Genomic DNA, 17432 nt, shown 5'->3' on the forward strand with positions numbered 1-17432 from the left:
ATTTTGAGAGCAAATTTTAAAAAAGGTTTATTGTAATTTAATCTTATGGGTCCTATAATCAATTTTCCGTAAAAATTTAGATTTATAAAGAGAATGCTATGAACTTTACTCCACTTTTTGCAATTTTTTTCATAATCGCAACTGGTTTTTTTGCTAAAAAAGTCGGCATTGTTGAGCAAAAGCACTCAATCCCATTTGTGGATTTTGTCCTTTGTTTTGCAATGCCTGCGCTAATCTTTGACAAAATTTATCACGTAAACGTCGATGTTTCGCTTATAAATACAATTTTAATTGGCTTTGGCTCAACAGCTATCAGTGCTGTCATGGCATTGGTACTTGGCAAGATCTTTAAATTTACCAAAGTAACAACTGTTAGTATGGTCATGCTAAGCCTTTTTGGTAATACCCTATTTGTCGGTATGCCTGTCATTCAGGGCTTCTTTGGCGATGCGATGGTAAATGAAGTCATCTTTTACGATCAAATAGCCACTGGTATCCCTCTTTCGATCCTTGGGCCACTCATCCTCTCTTTTGCTGCACCAGAGAAGGTTTCTCTATTTCAAAATACGATGAAAATTTTAAAATTTCCACCATTTATCGCGCTTATTATGGCTCTTATCTTAAAAGAAGTCCCTTTGCCAGAATTTATCTTTGCACCACTTAGGATGTTTGAAGGCAGCGTCACTCCAGTAGCACTTTTTGCTATCGGTGTTGGATTAAATTTCAATAGCATCACAAGCACATATAAGGGCGTTAGCGTCGTGCTTTTATGTAAGATGATCTTGCCAGCGATCGTATTTTTTATCGTCTTAAAAATTTCAGGTATCCAGATGAGCAAAACTTGGGTCGTTGGTCTCTTTCAATGTGCGATGCCAACATCAGCCCTTGCAAGTGCGATGGTCATAAAAGCTGGACTTGATAGCTCTCTGGCCATATCCTCAGTGGCCATAGGCGTGCTTTTTTCATTTATCACGCTTCCAGTTATATATTTTGTATTTGCGTAAATTCACACTCACTTAACACTAAAGAGATAGTATTTCATCATATTTCATTTAAAGGAGACGTTATGAAGAAATTACTACTAGTTGCACTTGGTGCTATGTTTATGTTTGGTGGTCTTGCAAATGCTACTGAAATGATGAAAAAAGATGACATGGGCAAAGACGAGATGATGAAGAAAGAGCAGATGATGAAAGATGACATGGCTAAAAAACCCATGGTAAAAAAAGATGAGATGAAAAAAGACGACATGGGCATGAAAGACGAAATGAAAAAAGATGACATGGGCATGAAAGATGAAATGAAAAAAGATGACATGGGCATGAAAAAAGACGAAATGAAAAAAGGCATGTAAAGGTGCTTAATGGTTAGAATTTTGCTCGTTGAAGATGATGAAATTTTACTTGATCTCATCAGTGAGTATCTAAGCGAAAATGGCTATGAGGTAACTACTTCAGATAATGCCAAAGAAGCACTTGATCTCGCCTACGAACAAAATTTCGACCTGCTTATACTTGACGTCAAACTCCCACAAGGAGATGGCTTTTCACTTCTTTCTTCCTTAAGAGAGCTAGGTGTTAGCGCACCTAGCATCTTTACCACCTCGCTAAACACCATAGACGATCTTGAAAAAGGCTACAAAAGTGGCTGCGACGACTATCTAAAAAAGCCATTTGAGCTAAAAGAACTACTCATACGTATACAAGCACTTCTAAAGAGAAATTTCTCACATCACAGTGGAGATGCGATCAAAATTTCAAGCGAATTTAGCTTTCATCCACAGAGCAAAACACTAAGCAAAGATGGTAAAAATGTAAATATCTCTAGTAAAGAGAGCGACCTACTCGCCCTATTTTTGCAAAACAAAGGCAAAATTTTAACCAAAGATGAAATTTTTAATAAAATTTGGAAATTTGACGAGGAGCCAAGCGAGCTTAGCCTCCGTGTCTATATCAAAAATCTACGCCAGATTTTAGGCAAAGATGCCATTTTAAACAGGCGTGGAGATGGTTACATCTATGTCTGAAAAGACGCAAATTTTATTTAAAATTTTATCCCTCTATCTTGTTAGCTCCGTGCTCTTTCTGGGCTATTTTTTCATAAACGACTACAAAAATAAAAAAAATGCGCTCATCTTAAACGAGGTCAAAATGCTAAAAGAGATAAAGATGGGCATTTACATGAAAGCTAGAATGAATGGACTTGACTCAATCTCAAGTCTAACAAAAGAAAAAGGCGTGCATGCTTGCATCGTGCTAAAAAATGATGAGAAAATTTACAAAGACTTTGACTGCCAAAAGATAGACAAAAGCAAAAATGTAAATTTGATCGGCGGCAAGGTCTCGATATTTGAAAAGATCCAATACATGGACGACAACGCCACAGACGAGCTATCGCACGCTGATATTTTTCTAGTTGGCAAAGATATCAAGGTTGAAATTTTATCTTTGCAAATTTCAACCACACTAAAGGCGCTCTTTTTCCTTTTCGCCCTGCTCTTTATCGCCTTTTACCTCGCAAAACTAAGCCTAAGACCGCTTTATAAAAAGATAGAGACGCTAAACCGCTTCATAAAAGACTCAACGCACGAGATAAATACACCCCTAAGCGTCATCTCGATGAGCATAGAAACGGCCGATCGCAACAACCTAAATGAGCGAAATTTAAAGCGTTTTAACAACATCAGCCTTGCCGCAAAGAGCCTAAATAACATCTATGACGCGCTCGTTCATCTAAGCTTTAACCTAGACAAGCCTGGCAAAAAAGAGCTCATAGACCTAAATTTACTAACCACACAAAGGCTGAACTATTTCTCACCATTTTTTGCCAAACGCGGACTTGAGATAGATACTAGCCTAAAGCCAAGCCTCATAAATGCAGATCTTGGGGATGTGAGCAAAATTTTAGACAACCTTCTTAGCAACGCCTCCAAATATGCAGCACCAAATTCAAAAGTACGCATCACTTTAGAGCCAAATTTCTTTAGCATAAGTAACACCGGTCGAGGCATCAGCAAAGAGGATCAGATGAAAATTTTTGATCGCTACACGAGATTTAACGACGATCAAGGCGGCTTTGGCATAGGGCTAAATTTAGTTAAAGAGTGCTGCAAGAAAAATGATATCGTCGTAAAATGCCAAAGCGAACTTGATGGCGAGACTACGTTTTTGCTCTCTTGGCAGAGCTAAATTTTTAAAACAATCCTACTTTAAATAATAAAATTTATTAAAAAAGATAATTTATGTCCAAAATTTATTTTTGATAAATTTTATTAATATTATAATCCTTTTACAAAATCTTAATCAAGGAGAAAAGTATGAAGTTACTAGAAAAATATGGGCTTTTCATAAATGGTGAGTGGCGCGACGCAAAAGACGGTGCTACACTTGATGCAAAAAATCCAGCAAACGGCGAGCACCTTGCAAAGATCGCTGATGCTACCGAAGAAGATGTAAATGACGCAGTTCGTGCTGCACGTGAGGCTTTTAAGAAATTTAAACACACCACAGTTAGCGAGCGTGCAAAGCTTTTAAACAAGATCGCTGACATCATCGATGAGCACAAAGAGCACCTCGCAAAAGTTGAGAGCATGGACAATGGCAAGCCGATCCGAGAGACACTAAATGTTGATATTCCTTTTGCAGCCGAGCACTTTAGGTACTTTGCTGGCGTTATCATGGGCGAAGAAGGCAGCGCAAACGTGCTTGACGAGAAGCAGCTCTCTATCGTTTTGCGTGAGCCAATAGGTGTTGTGGGTCAGATCGTACCTTGGAATTTTCCATTTTTAATGGCAGCTTGGAAGCTAGCTCCAGTGATCGCAGCAGGCGATGCGAGCGTATTTAAGCCTTCAAGCGAGACAAGTCTAAGCGTACTTGAGCTTTTTAGGCTGATAGATAAAATTTTGCCAAAAGGTCTTATAAATATCATAACTGGTAAAGGCAGCAAGAGTGGTGAGTGGATCAAAAACCATCCAGGCCTTGATAAGCTAGCATTTACTGGCTCAACCGAGATCGGCCGCGATATCGCCATAGCTGCGGCTCGCCGTATCATCCCAGCCACACTTGAGCTTGGCGGAAAGAGTGCAAATATCTTCTTTAGTGACGCAAATTTAGACAAGGCGCTTGACGGCCTTCAGCTTGGAATACTATTTAACCAAGGTCAAGTTTGCTGCGCGGGATCGAGAATTTTCGTAGAAGAGAGCTTTTATGACAAATTTATAGAGGCTGCGGTTAAGAAATTTAGCACCATAAAAGTTGGCGATCCGTTAGATCCTAGCACTCAAATGGGCTCACAAATCAATAAAAAACAAGCTGAGCAAATCTTAAACTACGTCGAGATCGGCAAAAAAGAAGGCGCAAAAGTGGCAGTCGGCGGCAAAGCCTACACCGCAAATGGTTGCGACAAGGGCGCATTTGTCGAGCCAACGCTGCTAGTTGATGTGACAAACGATATGAGAGTGGCTCAGGAAGAAATTTTTGGACCAGTTGGTGTTGTCATCAAATTTAAAGATGAAGCCGAGCTTATCAAAATGGTAAATGACAGCGAATATGGCCTAGGTGGCGGAATTTTCACGCAAGACATCACAAAAGCACTTCGCGTGGCAAGGTCTATGGAGACTGGCAGAGTCTGGATCAACACCTATAACCAAATCCCAGCAGGCAGCCCGTTTGGCGGATATAAAAACTCAGGTATCGGCCGCGAAACTCACAAAATCATCCTTGAGCACTACACTCAAATGAAAAACATCATGATCGACCTAACCGGCAAGGTCAGCGGCTTTTACGCACAATGATTTTAGGGAGCTTAGGCTCCCTTCTGCTTTAAATTCCTTAAATTTTAAATATCTTTTACTAGGTTTTAACTTTATATATCACTAGCATTACGCCAATATAGTACAGCTATACAAAAGTGTTTTTTTACACTACATTTTTAAGCTTAATAGACTAAAATTTGGCACAAAGGAGAAAAATTGAGCGAGCAAATTTATATCATAGGCGATGTGCACGGCTGTTTTAACACACTTTTAGAGCTTATCAAGCAGTTTCCAGACAAAGAAAAATCACAAATTTGCTTTGTCGGAGATGTGATAGATCGGGGGCTTTTTAGTTGCGATGTAGTCGAGCTTATCATACAAAATAACTATAAAATGGTAATGGGAAATCATGAGCGCAGGCTGCCAAGTAATAAAGATTTCTTTTTAAAAAACAAAATACCATTTGATACAAGTTGGTTTTACAATAATGGTGGCGAAGAAACATACAGATCATACCTAGCTCAAAGCGTGGGGTTCAAGCAAAGGCATATTGATTTTTTAGAACAAAGGCCGGTTTATCTGGAGTTTAAAGAGTGTAAAAACCAAAATGGCGAGCATCTAGTCGTCTCTCACTCGGCTGTTGGCAAATTTTGGACTTTAAGAGATGATGATGGCTCAAGAGATGAGTTTAGAAGGCATGTACTATCAGGTAGAGGCGATATGACGCAAGTAGAAGGAATATTTAATGTCTACGGACACACGCCAGTGCGTGAGGCTAAGCTCTATACAAATAGCGCCAATATCGATACTGGATGTGTTTTTAATGAAGAGGGATATGATAAGCTCAGTGCCTTAGAATTTCCATCGATGAAAATTTATACGCAAAAAAATGTTGAAAAATTTAATAAACAAGGATAAAAAATGTGGTTTTCTAAAAAGAGCTCTAGCTTTGCAAGCAGAGTTGATAAATTTTGGAGTGAGTTTGGTAAAAATTTAGACACCATCAAACAAAATTTAGAAGATAAAAATTTTGAAGCTGCAAGCAAAATGACCGAAGAAGCGCTAAATTTATGTTTAGTTGATCCAACTTTTATGATAGGCCTTATTGATGGAAAGATCGATCTAGTACTCACTCCAGAAGGACTTAAACATAGGCTTTTATGGCTTAAATTTATCAAATCGTGCATGCCAAAAGAGTATGAGTCAAAGCTTACTTGCACACTTGGCAAGCCACGTGCACCACGAAACGTCGCTACTATACAGATGTATGGTGTAAGTGTTGATGCAAACGACGTCATGGTCTATGCAAATTTCAATGACAAAAGTGTAGATATGTGTCTCTACAACGAAACTCTAAGCAAGCTTAAAAGCGAAGATGAAAATAAGGCTTATACATTATCGCTCATACTTTGTGACAACGTAGTTGGTGAGATGATCATGATAAATATGCTTGGAGAGTTTGAGATAATAAACGAGCCAAGAGAAAAAGGCGTACCACTGATCGACTTTGTCGATCTTATAGATGATAAATTTGGTAAAGAAGCCTCAAGCGAGCCGCTTAAGAATTTTATGATCTATGAGCTAGAGCCTCGTTCAAACAAGCTACGTGACGATGTCTTTACAGGATTTACATCTCTTAGCGAGCTACTAAACGAATACTACGACGGTGCAAGCGATACTTATAACGAAGCTTTTGAGCTTGGCATAAATTTTTGCTTTTTAGCCATATCTCACGGTGGTGACATACAGTTTGGCGTTGATAGCAAAAACAAAATTTCATATGCGCTAAAAGAGAGTGAAATTTGCGAGATCATAGGTGAAGCAAATGGCGAGATGCGATCTTACATAGATCTTATCTGCTTTGACAAAGACGAGCTAGAGAAAAAGACTAAAGAATTTAGCAAAGAACTTGGAGTAAAGATAGAAATTTGCGAGTTTAAACGCTGATTTTACATAATATTCTACATAAAATAATACAAATCACACCAGCTGGTAAATTTATAAAAATATATTGCCAGCTGGTACTAACTATTAAATTTATCTTTTAAATTTTGAGCTATTTGAGAGATAAGCACAAAGCTTTAGCCCATATAAAAAGATGATCCACGAGATATAGATCCAGACAAAAAAGAAAAGTACGGCTGAAAACGAGCCATAAACGCTTAGATAGGTTTTATTATAAAGGACATAATAGACAAAGGCCGACTTGCCAATATACCAAACAAGCGAGGCGGCAAATGAGCTAAAAAGTGCGCTTTTAAACTTTATCTCGTCATTTACTGAGATGAGATATGTGATGCAAAATATCGCCCAAATGATGAGATATGGGAATATGCTTAAAAAATTTATCGAGTTTGTAATTACGTTTGAGTTTAGCATCTCTTGAATGAGGCTTGAGAGGTAGAAACTACCAGCAAGACCAAGTGGCGCAAGCGTGATAAGCGTCCAATACGAGCTAAGTGCTGACCAAAATCCTCTAGCCTTACTTGCACGTGTCACTTTTAAAACTACATATTCATAGTCGCTAAAAAACATGGCCGATGTAAATATCATCGCTACAAAGCCAACTATGCCTAAATTTCCGCTATTTTGTAAGAAATTTTGCAAGTAGTTTGAGATGATCTCTTGATTACTTGGCAAAAGAGCCGAGAAGATAAAGTCTTGAATTTTGGCGTAATAATCCTCAAAACTAGGCAATTTTGTAAAGATAGAAAATGATATAAGAAGTATCGGAATAATCGATAAAATCGTATGAAAACTAAGGCTTGAGGCGTAGTGAAAAAGCTCTTTGTCCTTAAGCGTTGGGAGTAAATTTAAAAACTCTTTTAAGCTTTGCTTACTTAAGGACAAACGGCTCATTTATCAGTTGTCTTCTTCAAAAAGTTTTTCGTAGTGAGCGTCGTAGTTGTTGATATGCTCACTATTTAGCTTCCAAAATACAGTATCTATGTCGCTAACTCTTGTATAAAATGGTAGCTGATAGTACTCAACCTCGCCACTTTTAAATTCTTTTAGCACTTTAAAGCTTTGGCAATCGGCAAAAACGCTTCTGCCATCCATCGCTACGAAAATTAGACCAGCTGCACTTTGAGCACACATTTTTCTAAAGTCATCTCTACTTGGATTTGGCTTGTACTCGTAGCTTAGATACGCTCCTATAATATCTGGGTGAATAAATATCATATTTGGAAACGCAGAAGTGATCTCTTCGTAAATTTCTTTATTTGGCACGATGATTAATGAGCGGTTATAAAGATAGTTTAGCACGACCATATCGCCATTTGCAGGTGCTATGCCTGGAAGCGGGAGTGCCTTTTGTTCAAGCAGATCAAATACCTCAAATCTAATCTTAGCAAAGCCAGAATTTTTTGAGATAACACTAACTCTTGCGATGATAGAGCTATCAGTATCAAATTTATGAAGTACGACACCACTTGAGCCGATTAAAATTTCTGGACTATCAACTATCGTCGCTGTGCCATCACTATCGACGCTAATTATAGGAGTTCTATACTCATTTAAAGAAAAATCAGCCCCAAAAGCAAAGCCAAAAACTAGCGATAAAATCACAAATATACGTTTCAAAAATATCTCCTAGGTTTAAATTTTTAGAGCGATTATAGCCTAAAATGCTTTATCTTTTGCAAAATTAAAGCAAGTTTTAGTTAAAATCCCACCAGCTTTTTAAAAGGACATTAATGCCTCGTATTTTTATAATTTTTGCAATATTATCTATAAATTTATACGCTATAAAGCCAAGTGTCGAAGAGCTTAGCTGGCCAAATGGAAGTAACTTCTTAAATTTCTTAGAGACAAACAAAATCCCACTTTCACTTTACTACAACTTAGCAACCGAAGATCAAGAGCTAACAGAAGAGATCATCGCTGGCACAAAGTATCAAATTTATAAAGACGACAACGGCAACACCAAACAAGTACTAATCCCTGTTAGTGACGAGCTTCAAATGCATATTTTTAGAGATGATAATGATAAATTTAAACTAGAATTTCTCCCCATTTCTTATCAAAGTGAGGATAAATTTTTAGCTTTAAAGGTGGACAAATCAGTCTCTGAAGACATTTTTGACTACACCGGCTCTGGCACATTAGCCCTTGGCTTTAAAGAAATCTTTAAAGGAAGTGGTATTGATTTTAAAAAGATAAACAAAGGCGATACAATTGCTATCGTTTATAATCAAAAAATACGCATGGGCCGCTCTTTTGGTACTCCAGAAATTTATGCTGCGATGATAGAAACGAAAAATAAACGATATGTTATGTATAAATTTGAAGATAAATTTTATGATAAAAATGGTAAAAAAAATGATAAATTTTTACTTGTTCGCCCTCTTACAAACGCCAGAATCACATCAGCTTTTACTCTAAAAAGATGGCACCCTATTCTCCAAAGATATAGAGCGCACCTTGGCGTTGACTACGGTGCTCCAAAAGGCACACCAATCAAAGCCGCAGGTGATGGCACGGTTAAATTTGTCGGACAAAAAAGCGGATATGGCAGAACCGTCATCATCTCTCACGCTGGCGGCTATGAGACACTTTACGCTCACCTAAATGGCTTTGCTAAAGGTATGAAAGGTGGTTTAAAAGTTAAGCAAGGTACGCTCATAGCCTACGTTGGCACAAGTGGTATGAGCACAGGACCGCACCTTCATTTTGGTCTTTATAGAGACAATAAACCTATCAATCCAGAAAGTGCAATAAAGGTCGTTAAAAGCTTAGAAGACAAGAAAGAATCAGCTAAATTTAAAGCAGTTGTTAGTAAAAATGACGAGCTAATAAAAAATGCTTTAAGTAATGAAAAAGAGTATCACAAAGTGGAATTTTTTCCTAATGTAATAGAATTTTAAAGGTAAAACTTGAGCCAAGAACTAGAAGAAGCAAAAGAGCTGATAGATCAGCATTTAGATGAAAATTTAGAAGATAACGAACTCTCACCTTATGAGCTAGCCCAACACCTAAAAACACTTAAAAAACACGATGAGGAGCTTTTTGCTCACTATCTTGAGAAGCTAGATCCTGAAATTTTAGGTGATGTTGCTATTGAGTTACCTGATCATATGCTAAAAGATGTGATCGAACAGCTTCCAGCTGAAAAGATCGTAGAAGCACTTGAAGAGCTAGAGAGCGATGATGCGACTGATTTGCTTCAATACATCGAGGATATCGACGAAGATAAAGCTAGAGAACTCTTTAATGAGCTTGATAGAGAAAACCAAAATGAAATTTTAAGACTTAGAAGCTACGAAGAAGATAGAGCTGGTGCTCACATGCAAACAGAGCTTTTTTCGGCTCACCTTGAAGAAAAGCTTGGCAATGCAGTAGCAAGACTTAGACGAGAAAAGCAAGAAGGCAAGCTAGAAAATATCTCTCAGCTTTTTATCATCGATAAAAATGGCGTTTTACAATACGCTATCCCACTTGAAGATCTTATACTTTTTGATTTTACAAAGACGCTAAAGCAAAATATCGAGTCAGCACAGATCGATCATTACAAGCCACATGTTGCAAATGATATGGACCTTATGCAAAATGTCGCTGATATGTTTCAAGAGTACGATTTAAATGTTATCGCAGTTACAAGTAGCACTGGAATTTTGCTTGGTCGTATCACATCTGATGATATTCACGACTACATCCAAGAGAGTGCAACTGAGCAAATTTATAACCTAGCCGGCGTTGATGACGAGTCAGAAGAGGACGATACTCTATTTAAAGCGGGTCGTGGTCGTGCGGTTTGGCTTGGCGTAAATTTACTAACAGCTCTTTTTAGCTCATCTATAATCGGACTTTTTGACGAGACAATCGCAGCCTACGTCGCTCTTGCTGTTTTAATGCCAATAGTTGCATCAATGGGTGGAAATACCGGCACACAAGCGCTTGCCGTTACGGTTCGCCGTTTGGCACTTGGCGAGATAGAGTTTAAAGATGCCAAAAATGTCTTAAAACGCGAGGTTAGTATTTCACTCATAAATGGACTAATCTTTGGTGTGGTAATGGGCATAATCGCCTCTGTTTGGTTTGACAAAGGTATGCTTGGCGTTGTTATCGGGCTTAGCATGGTTACGAATTTATTCTTTGCTGGCTTTTTTGGCACGATCATACCTTTAACGCTAAGGCGCTTTAACATAGATCCTGCAGTCGGCTCAGCCGTCATTCTTACTACTTTTACTGATGCGATAGGATTTTTTAGCTTTTTAGGACTTGCAAAATGGATACTACTATAACTAATTTAGAAATTCTGCCTCTTGGTGAGTCAAAATATCTAAAGCCATTTAAGATGAAATTTATGCAAAATGGTGTCCAAAGAGATTGGGACTGCGTAAAAGTGATGAATAGTGTTAGTATTTTTTTATATCACGAGCAAAAAGATGCCTTTTTATTTGTAAAGCAGTTTCGACCGGCTGTTTGGTATTCGCAAGAAAAAGAAGGCATCAAAACAGATGAGCAAGGCTTTACTTACGAGCTTTGCGCAGGACTTATGGATAAAGGACTTAGCGAAGAGCAAACAGCTAGAGAAGAAGCGATCGAAGAAGTGGGCTATGAGCTAAAAGAGATAGAGCGTATCACGATGACATACGGTGCTTTTGGCTTTGGAGGCAATATGCAAACGATGTTTTACGCAAAGATCGATGAGAGCATGAAGGTAAATTCTGGCGGCGGCGTCGATGGCGAAGATATCGAGCTTGTTTTCATAAAACGAGAAGATATGATGAAATTTGCCTTTGACGAGAGCAAAGTCAAGGGCTTTGGGCTCATATTTGCTTATTTGTGGTGGGAGAAATTTAAAAGCTAAAATGATATCTTTTTAATAAGCGCAAAAACAACGACTGCCACTAAAAAGATACCAACCAATATCACATAATCAGACATAACAAGCCTTTAAATTTAAATTTTGGCTTATTGTAACCAAAAATTTAAATAAAGTAAGAACTTTATAACCGCACATATCATAAAATAACTCAAAAACACACAAGGAGAAGATGATGAGCGAAAATGAAACTCTTTTTATAAACCGAGAATTAAGCTGGCTACGCTTTAATTCAAGGGTGCTCGCTCAGTGTGAAAAGGAAATTCCTTTACTTGAAAAGCTAAAATTTATAGCCATTTATATGACAAATCTTGATGAATTTTATATGATCAGAGTTGCTGGCTTAAAGCAGCTTTTCGCAGCTGGAGCTACTACAAGCAGTGGCGATGGCATGAGCCCACTTGATCAGCTAAGAGAGATTAGGAAATATCTACAAAATGAGCAAAATTTAGTAGAAGATCACTATAAAAAGACAGTAAATGCTCTTAGTAAAGAGGGGCTTTTTATAAAAAATTATGACGAGCTTGATGATAGCTTGAAACAAAAGTGTGACGAATACTTTTTCTCAAATATCTTGCCAGTCATCGTGCCTATCGCTGTCGATGCGACTCATCCATTTCCGCACCTAAACAACCTTAGCTTCTCTCTTGCCGTTAAGCTTGCTGATATCGAGCATCCAGAAATTTTAAAATACGGCATGATAAGAATTTCAAGAGTCTTGCCACGTTTTACACAGCCAAGTAGCAATGTTTTTGTGCCGATTGAAACGATCGTGCATCGCCACGCAGAAGAAATTTTTCCAGGGTATAAGCTACTTAGCTCAGCTGCTTTTAGAGTGACAAGAAATGCTGATATCGTCATCGAAGAAGAAGAGGCGGATGATTTTATGATGATACTTGAGCAAGGACTAAAGCTTCGCAGAAAAGGGGCTTTTGTTCGTATGCAAATCGATAAAAACGTAGACGCTGATATCTTGGACTTCTTAAATTTTCATATGAAAATTTTTCATAAAGATGTCTATTTTTCAAGTATTCCGCTCACTCTTAGCTCGCTTTGGGAGATAGCTGGAAGCAAAAATTTTACCCATCTGGCAAATGCGCCTTACGTTCCAAAAACGCTACCGCCATTTGGCAATGGTATCTCGGTATTTGACGCCATAGATAAAGAAGATGTGCTCTTAGTGCATCCATTTGAGAGTTTTGATCCAGTTGTAAGCTTTATAAAAGAAGCCAGCAAAGATCCAAAAGTCATATCTATTCGAATGACACTTTATAGAGTCGATAAAAGCTCGCCAATAATTCAAAGTCTAATAGACGCCGCAAGTGACGGCAAGCAAGTAACCGTGATGGTTGAGCTAAAGGCAAGGTTTGACGAGGAAAATAACTTGCACTGGGCAAAGGCACTTGAAGACGCAGGTGCGCACGTGATATACGGCATCACAGGCTTTAAGGTGCATGCAAAAGTTAGCCAGGTCATCCGCCAAATCGGCGATAAGCTTAAATTTTATATGCACTTTGGCACAGGTAACTACAACGGCAGTTCGGCTAAAATTTACACCGACGTGAGCCTATTTACGAGCAAAGAAGAATTTAGCCAAGATACGACTTCGTTTTTTCACATCCTCTCAGGATATAATAAAAATCGCCGTCTAAACGCTCTTAGCATGTCGCCTTTTCAGATAAAAGAGCGTATCATCGAAAAGATAAGAGTGGAAGCTAGCAAAGGTAGCGAGGGCAGGATCATTGCCAAAATGAATGCACTAATCGACGAAGATGTGATAAATGAGCTTAGCCGCGCATCAAACGCAGGCGTGAAGATCGATCTTATAGTTCGTGGTGTGTGCGGACTAAGGCCTGGCATAAAAGGCAAAAGTGAAAACATAAAAGTTCGCTCTATCATCGGTAAATACTTAGAGCACGCTAGAATTTTATATTTTAAACATGCTCAGCCAAAAATTTACATCTCAAGTGCTGACTGGATGCCGAGAAATTTAGAGCGTCGCTTAGAGCTTATGACACCTATCTTTGAGCCAAGACTTCAAGAGAGACTACTTGAAATTTTAGAGCTTCAGCTAAGCGATAATGACCTAGCTTTTGAGCTACAAAATAGCGGCGAATACGTAAAAGTAGCAAGAAGTGAAAATGAAAAAGTAATATCTTGCCACGAAGTTTTAGAAAATTATATATCTAAAATTTATAAATCCGTAAAAAAGGATACAGATAAAGCAAAAGCCGATATGCTCGCAAGTAAGCTCTTAAAAGAGAGCTAAAAACAAATTAAGCTTTTAGACCTAGTCTAAAAGCTATTTTTTAATCAGCACAAAAAACACTAGCATTTGATTAAGTAAATATTATTAAAAATTTTAAATCCACAACAAAAAGCAAAATTCATAAATTTACTTGAGCTCCTCAAAGCTAGCCAAATATTTCAAATTTTTTAAACAACTCTGGCTCATCTTTTACTATGCCGCGCTTAACTAGATCAGCAACTACTTCGCGGTCACAATCCGTTTGTAGTGGCCAGCCACGCGTATATCCCTCACGCTCATCTTTGCTAGTGGCATCTACGCAGAAATTTTCACCATCTATGAAAATATCACGCAAAGCATCGATATTGTTTGTCACACGCCAAAGTAGCATATATGAGTTTTCAAGGTGATTTTGCATATCCACAACGATAAGGAGTTTGAAAAAATCTCTAAATGTCAAAAGCTTGTCAAAAAGCTCTTTTACCACACAATCTTTTTCAAATTTCACCACACAAATAGGCGTTTTGGTATCCACTTTAAACTGCTTAAGCTCTTTTACATTTGGCGTAACGCTTTGAAATTTAGCCAAAAGCTCGCTGTCACTTAAAACCACAGGGCTAAATTTACAAAAGTCTTGCGTCGCATCTACGCCAAGTTTGCCACCAAAACACGAATTTGGACTAGCATGATCAAGCTGATCGCACACACCTTGGCTTATTAGCACACTTTGGCTACCAAAATAATTTAAAACAAAGCTAGTAAATTCATCATAATCTTTAAGCTCAGGCGCATCGGCTCCAACAAAAATGGCATGTTTTACAAAACTCATCTGTCCAACACCCCAAAATGCGTGCATAGCCTGCTTTGCATGAGCTGGATAGAGCGTATTTATCTTGGCCAAGATTAGGTTGTGAAAAACGCCATTTTCAGGCATATTGTAGTCCAGCAATTCAGGCACAGTCGTTCGCAAAAGTGGCAAAAAAACCCGCTCAGTCGCCCAGCCCATGTACTTATCCTCGAGTGGCGGCTTTCCAACCACAGTCGCGTTAAATACCGGCTCACGCTTGCTAGTTATCGCCGTAACCTCCATCACCGGAAAAGGCTCGATAGGCGTATAAAAGCCGGTATGATCGCCAAATGGCCCCTCAAGCTCGCACTTAGCCGTATCCACAAAGCCCTCTATTACGTAGTCTACATCGTGCGGGACGTAAATTTCATTCGTTAAGGATTTTACAAGTTTGGCTGGCTCTTTGCGGATAAAACCATAAAGCAAAAGTTCAAAAATTCCCTTTGGAAGCGGTGCTTGCCCGCACCAAATATAAAGCGGATCACCGCCAATGGCTACAGAGACTGGCATTTTTTTACCTGCACGCTTGTATTCGTGAAAGAAATTTGCACCGTCTTTGTGGATCTGCCAGTGCATGCCAAGGCGATTTTTGTCATAAATTTGCAGTCTATACATGCCTAAATTTTGCAAATTTCCATCCAAGCTTTGCGTATAAACCTGGCCCATAGTGATAAAAGCGCCACCATCATGTGGCCAAGTCTTTAGTGCAGGTAGACTCAAAAGATCGGCCTGCTCGCCCATAAATTTTACCTGCTGACACTCGCCCTCGCCTTTTAGCCTTTTAGTAAAAATTTTTCTCATGCTAAAAAGATAGGCTAAAAAATCAAGTTTTTCTTTAAAATTTTCAGGTTTTTTGGGTTTTAAAAGCTTTTCTATCTCATCTGCGATCTCATCAGGATTTAGCCCAAATATAAGCTCAAGCGCGCGTTTTGAGCCGTATATATTTGTAAGCACTGGGGCAAATTTACGCCCAGTTTTTCTGCAGATAGGATTTGTAAAAAGTAGCGCTTGCGAACCCTCACGCTTAACCTCGATATAGCTTGCGTGTGCGATCTCAAGATCAATATCTGTTGGCTCATCGATAACACGAAGTAGATTATTTTCTTTTAAAAGCTTGATGTAGTCCATATTTCGCCTTTTTGATTTTTGGGCGATTTTAGCCAAAAATAGCTGAAAAAGGCGAAGCAAAGCGGGTATTTATTATTTGCCGCACGCACCGATAGCTATCAGAGTATCGATCGCTGTTTCGGAAACAGTCTTTGCGGTATTGCCTCGCCGTTTAAATAGATACAAGCACTAAATTTATACTCCATTGCCATAACGTCCGCAAACTAGCGCTCAACGCACAGCCACACATGGCCGGCATACTTACGTCTTTTCCAAAGTGATTCATTACAATTTTTTTAAACGCTAGATGGCATCGCAGTTTTAAAAACGGCAGTAAATTTTATTAATTACTTCGATATGCTACATTTTAGCAGTTTGCCAAATATCTCTTTGCTATATTTCATAAAGCGCTCATTAAGTTGAACACCCTCTATATCAACGCTAATAACGCTATCTTGCACCTCAAAAATGATGCTCTTATCAGTGATCTTCACCCTTTTGCAAGCGTTATAGCAAACGTCGCCATTGCACTCTGCGTATATGCCGTTTATGTCGGCGTTTTCGTCGTCATCACTTTTTAGTTTGATCGGTCTTTGAAAGATTATGTAGTTTTTGTAGTCGTATTTGTCGTCTGCAAGACCGATCATATAGTAGTTGTCTTTGCTATTTTTAGTAGCGGTTAGGGCTTTTGCTTTAAATTTTAGCTCAAACACACTCTAAGCCATCTCTTCAGCGCGTTTTAAAAGCTCTTTTGCCCCTTTTTCTATAAATTTATGAGCTAGCTCCTTACCAACGCTTTGAAATTTATCTTTGCTAATCTTTAAGCTATCTTTTATAAACTCGCTTCCATCAGGCAGACCAACGATCGCATCGATAGAAATTTCATCACCTTTTAGCCTTGCACTTATGCCTATTGGTACCTGGCAGCCGCCCTCTAAAACGCTTACAAAATCACGCTCTATAGTCGTTTCTATAACCGCATTTTCGTCGTTTAGAAAATCAATCTGCTCTAAAATTTGCTTCTCATCTCTAGCCTCTACCCCAAGAGCACCCTGCCCCATCGCAGGTATCATCTCGTCAAAGCCAAATGTGTAGATGTGCGCCACTTCAGCCTTGATATTTAAGCGATTTATGCCAGCCATCGCCAAAATAATCGCGTCGAATTCACCCTCTTTTAGCTTTCTAAGTCTAGTTTGCACATTTCCACGAAGCGAGATAATCTCAAGATCAGGCCTCATGATAAGTAGCTGCATCTTACGGCGTAGGCTCGTTGTACCAACCTTTGCGCCATGTGGCAAGTCGCTAAATTTAGCAAATTTCTCACTTATCATCGCATCTCTTGTATCCTCACGTGAGCAAATCGCTGCTAGTTTAAGTCCTTCTGGAAAGACTACTGGCACGTCTTTTAGGCTATGCACCGCGATGTCAGTCTCGCCTTTTAGCATGCTATCTTCAAGCTCTTTTGTAAAAAGCCCCTTACCGCCGATCTTCGCAAGTGGCGTATCAAGGATCACATCGCCCTTTGTCTTCATACCAATAAGCTCAACTTTTATATCGTTATGTTTTGACTCTATTCTAGCTTTAATATGCTCGCTTTGCCAAAGCGCTAAGATACTCTTTCTAGTTGCTATTTTTATCTCTTTCATCG

At 38.8% G+C, this 17432-nt stretch carries 15 protein-coding genes and 1 pseudogene; 11 read left to right on the forward strand and 5 right to left on the reverse strand.

What is annotated here, in order from left to right; translation table 11 throughout:
* Positions 1-98 precede the first annotated feature (98 nt).
* The 7 genes from A3854_RS04150 to A3854_RS04180 all read left to right on the forward strand — a co-directional run bounded on the left by A3854_RS04150 (position 99) and on the right by A3854_RS04180 (position 6700).
* Positions 99-1004: an AEC family transporter gene (locus tag A3854_RS04150; protein WP_084041437.1), complete on the forward strand. Its 906-nt coding sequence runs from the start codon at positions 99-101 to the stop codon at positions 1002-1004.
* A 62-nt stretch (positions 1005-1066) separates the two neighbouring features.
* On the forward strand, positions 1067-1354 hold the full coding sequence (locus A3854_RS04155; RefSeq protein WP_084041438.1) for a pyruvate kinase: 288 nt from the start codon (positions 1067-1069) through the stop codon (positions 1352-1354).
* Between the two features lie 9 nt (positions 1355-1363).
* Positions 1364-2026, forward strand: a complete 663-nt coding sequence (locus A3854_RS04160; protein ID WP_084041439.1) for a response regulator transcription factor — start codon at positions 1364-1366, stop codon at positions 2024-2026.
* Positions 2019-3188 carry a sensor histidine kinase gene (locus A3854_RS04165; protein WP_084041440.1) on the forward strand — a complete coding sequence of 390 codons (1170 nt, stop codon included), beginning with the start codon at positions 2019-2021 and terminating at the stop codon, positions 3186-3188. The genes A3854_RS04160 and A3854_RS04165 overlap by 8 nt, the downstream gene beginning before the upstream one ends.
* 128 nt (positions 3189-3316) lie before the next feature.
* Positions 3317-4792 carry an aldehyde dehydrogenase family protein gene (locus A3854_RS04170; protein ID WP_084041441.1) on the forward strand — a complete coding sequence of 492 codons (1476 nt, stop codon included), beginning with the start codon at positions 3317-3319 and terminating at the stop codon, positions 4790-4792.
* 177 nt (positions 4793-4969) lie between these two features.
* The gene (locus tag A3854_RS04175) at positions 4970-5671 is read left to right on the forward strand and encodes a metallophosphoesterase (RefSeq protein ID WP_084041442.1); all 702 of its coding nucleotides are present in this window, start codon (positions 4970-4972) and stop codon (positions 5669-5671) included.
* A 3-nt stretch (positions 5672-5674) separates the two neighbouring features.
* Positions 5675-6700: a hypothetical protein gene (locus tag A3854_RS04180; RefSeq protein WP_084041443.1), complete on the forward strand. Its 1026-nt coding sequence runs from the start codon at positions 5675-5677 to the stop codon at positions 6698-6700.
* Positions 6701-6790: 90 nt separating this feature from the next.
* Here the strand turns inward: A3854_RS04180 and A3854_RS04185 are convergent, their stop codons facing one another.
* Positions 6791-7612, reverse strand: a complete 822-nt coding sequence (locus tag A3854_RS04185) for a YihY family inner membrane protein (protein WP_084041444.1) — start codon at positions 7610-7612, stop codon at positions 6791-6793.
* A 3-nt stretch (positions 7613-7615) separates the two neighbouring features.
* Positions 7616-8338, reverse strand: coding sequence for a plasminogen-binding N-terminal domain-containing protein (locus A3854_RS04190; RefSeq protein WP_021090557.1), 723 nt, complete (start codon positions 8336-8338; stop codon positions 7616-7618).
* Between the two features lie 113 nt (positions 8339-8451).
* Between A3854_RS04190 and A3854_RS04195 the strand changes: the two genes are divergently transcribed.
* The 4 genes and pseudogenes from A3854_RS04195 to A3854_RS04210 all read left to right on the forward strand — a co-directional run.
* Positions 8452-9621 carry a peptidoglycan DD-metalloendopeptidase family protein gene (locus tag A3854_RS04195; RefSeq protein ID WP_084041445.1) on the forward strand — a complete coding sequence of 390 codons (1170 nt, stop codon included), beginning with the start codon at positions 8452-8454 and terminating at the stop codon, positions 9619-9621.
* A 9-nt stretch (positions 9622-9630) separates the two neighbouring features.
* On the forward strand, positions 9631-10998 hold the full coding sequence (mgtE, locus tag A3854_RS04200; protein WP_021090506.1) for a magnesium transporter: 1368 nt from the start codon (positions 9631-9633) through the stop codon (positions 10996-10998).
* Complete coding sequence (locus A3854_RS04205; RefSeq protein ID WP_084041446.1) at positions 10983-11567, forward strand: NUDIX domain-containing protein; 585 nt, start codon at positions 10983-10985, stop codon at positions 11565-11567. Before mgtE ends, A3854_RS04205 begins: the two co-directional genes overlap by 16 nt.
* A gap of 178 nt (positions 11568-11745) precedes the next feature.
* A pseudogene (locus tag A3854_RS04210) lies at positions 11746-13851 on the forward strand (RNA degradosome polyphosphate kinase); the annotation flags it as partial.
* A 145-nt stretch (positions 13852-13996) separates the two neighbouring features.
* Here the strand turns inward: A3854_RS04210 and A3854_RS04215 are convergent.
* From A3854_RS04215 to hemC, 3 genes are all read right to left on the reverse strand, one after another.
* Positions 13997-15805 (reverse strand): menaquinone biosynthesis decarboxylase, encoded by a 1809-nt coding sequence (locus tag A3854_RS04215; protein WP_084041448.1) that lies wholly within the window; start codon positions 15803-15805, stop codon positions 13997-13999.
* A 326-nt stretch (positions 15806-16131) separates the two neighbouring features.
* The gene (locus A3854_RS04220) at positions 16132-16497 is read right to left on the reverse strand and encodes an Imm10 family immunity protein (protein WP_084041449.1); all 366 of its coding nucleotides are present in this window, start codon (positions 16495-16497) and stop codon (positions 16132-16134) included.
* Between the two features lie 3 nt (positions 16498-16500).
* The gene (gene hemC, locus A3854_RS04225; protein WP_084041450.1) at positions 16501-17430 is read right to left on the reverse strand and encodes a hydroxymethylbilane synthase; all 930 of its coding nucleotides are present in this window, start codon (positions 17428-17430) and stop codon (positions 16501-16503) included.
* Positions 17431-17432: the final 2 nt, after the last annotated feature.

It is taken from the genome of Campylobacter concisus (assembly GCF_002092845.1).
GTDB classification, from domain to species: domain Bacteria; phylum Campylobacterota; class Campylobacteria; order Campylobacterales; family Campylobacteraceae; genus Campylobacter_A; species Campylobacter_A concisus_AQ.

What these genes read in the sequence shown, in the direction of transcription:
- A3854_RS04155 (WP_084041438.1), top strand. Translation starts at nt 1,067, where the DNA reads ATGAAGAAATTACTACTAGTTGCACTTGGTGCTATGTTTATGTTTGGT.
- A3854_RS04160 (WP_084041439.1), top strand. Translation starts at nt 1,364, where the DNA reads ATGGTTAGAATTTTGCTCGTTGAAGATGATGAAATTTTACTTGATCTC.
- A3854_RS04215 (WP_084041448.1), bottom strand. Translation starts at nt 15,805, where the DNA reads ATGGACTACATCAAGCTTTTAAAAGAAAATAATCTACTTCGTGTTATC.
- A3854_RS04180 (WP_084041443.1), top strand. Translation starts at nt 5,675, where the DNA reads ATGTGGTTTTCTAAAAAGAGCTCTAGCTTTGCAAGCAGAGTTGATAAA.
- A3854_RS04170 (WP_084041441.1), top strand. Translation starts at nt 3,317, where the DNA reads ATGAAGTTACTAGAAAAATATGGGCTTTTCATAAATGGTGAGTGGCGC.
- A3854_RS04185 (WP_084041444.1), bottom strand. Translation starts at nt 7,612, where the DNA reads ATGAGCCGTTTGTCCTTAAGTAAGCAAAGCTTAAAAGAGTTTTTAAAT.
- A3854_RS04205 (WP_084041446.1), top strand. Translation starts at nt 10,983, where the DNA reads ATGGATACTACTATAACTAATTTAGAAATTCTGCCTCTTGGTGAGTCA.
- A3854_RS04165 (WP_084041440.1), top strand. Translation starts at nt 2,019, where the DNA reads ATGTCTGAAAAGACGCAAATTTTATTTAAAATTTTATCCCTCTATCTT.
- hemC (WP_084041450.1), bottom strand. Translation starts at nt 17,430, where the DNA reads ATGAAAGAGATAAAAATAGCAACTAGAAAGAGTATCTTAGCGCTTTGG.
- A3854_RS04150 (WP_084041437.1), top strand. Translation starts at nt 99, where the DNA reads ATGAACTTTACTCCACTTTTTGCAATTTTTTTCATAATCGCAACTGGT.
- A3854_RS04195 (WP_084041445.1), top strand. Translation starts at nt 8,452, where the DNA reads ATGCCTCGTATTTTTATAATTTTTGCAATATTATCTATAAATTTATAC.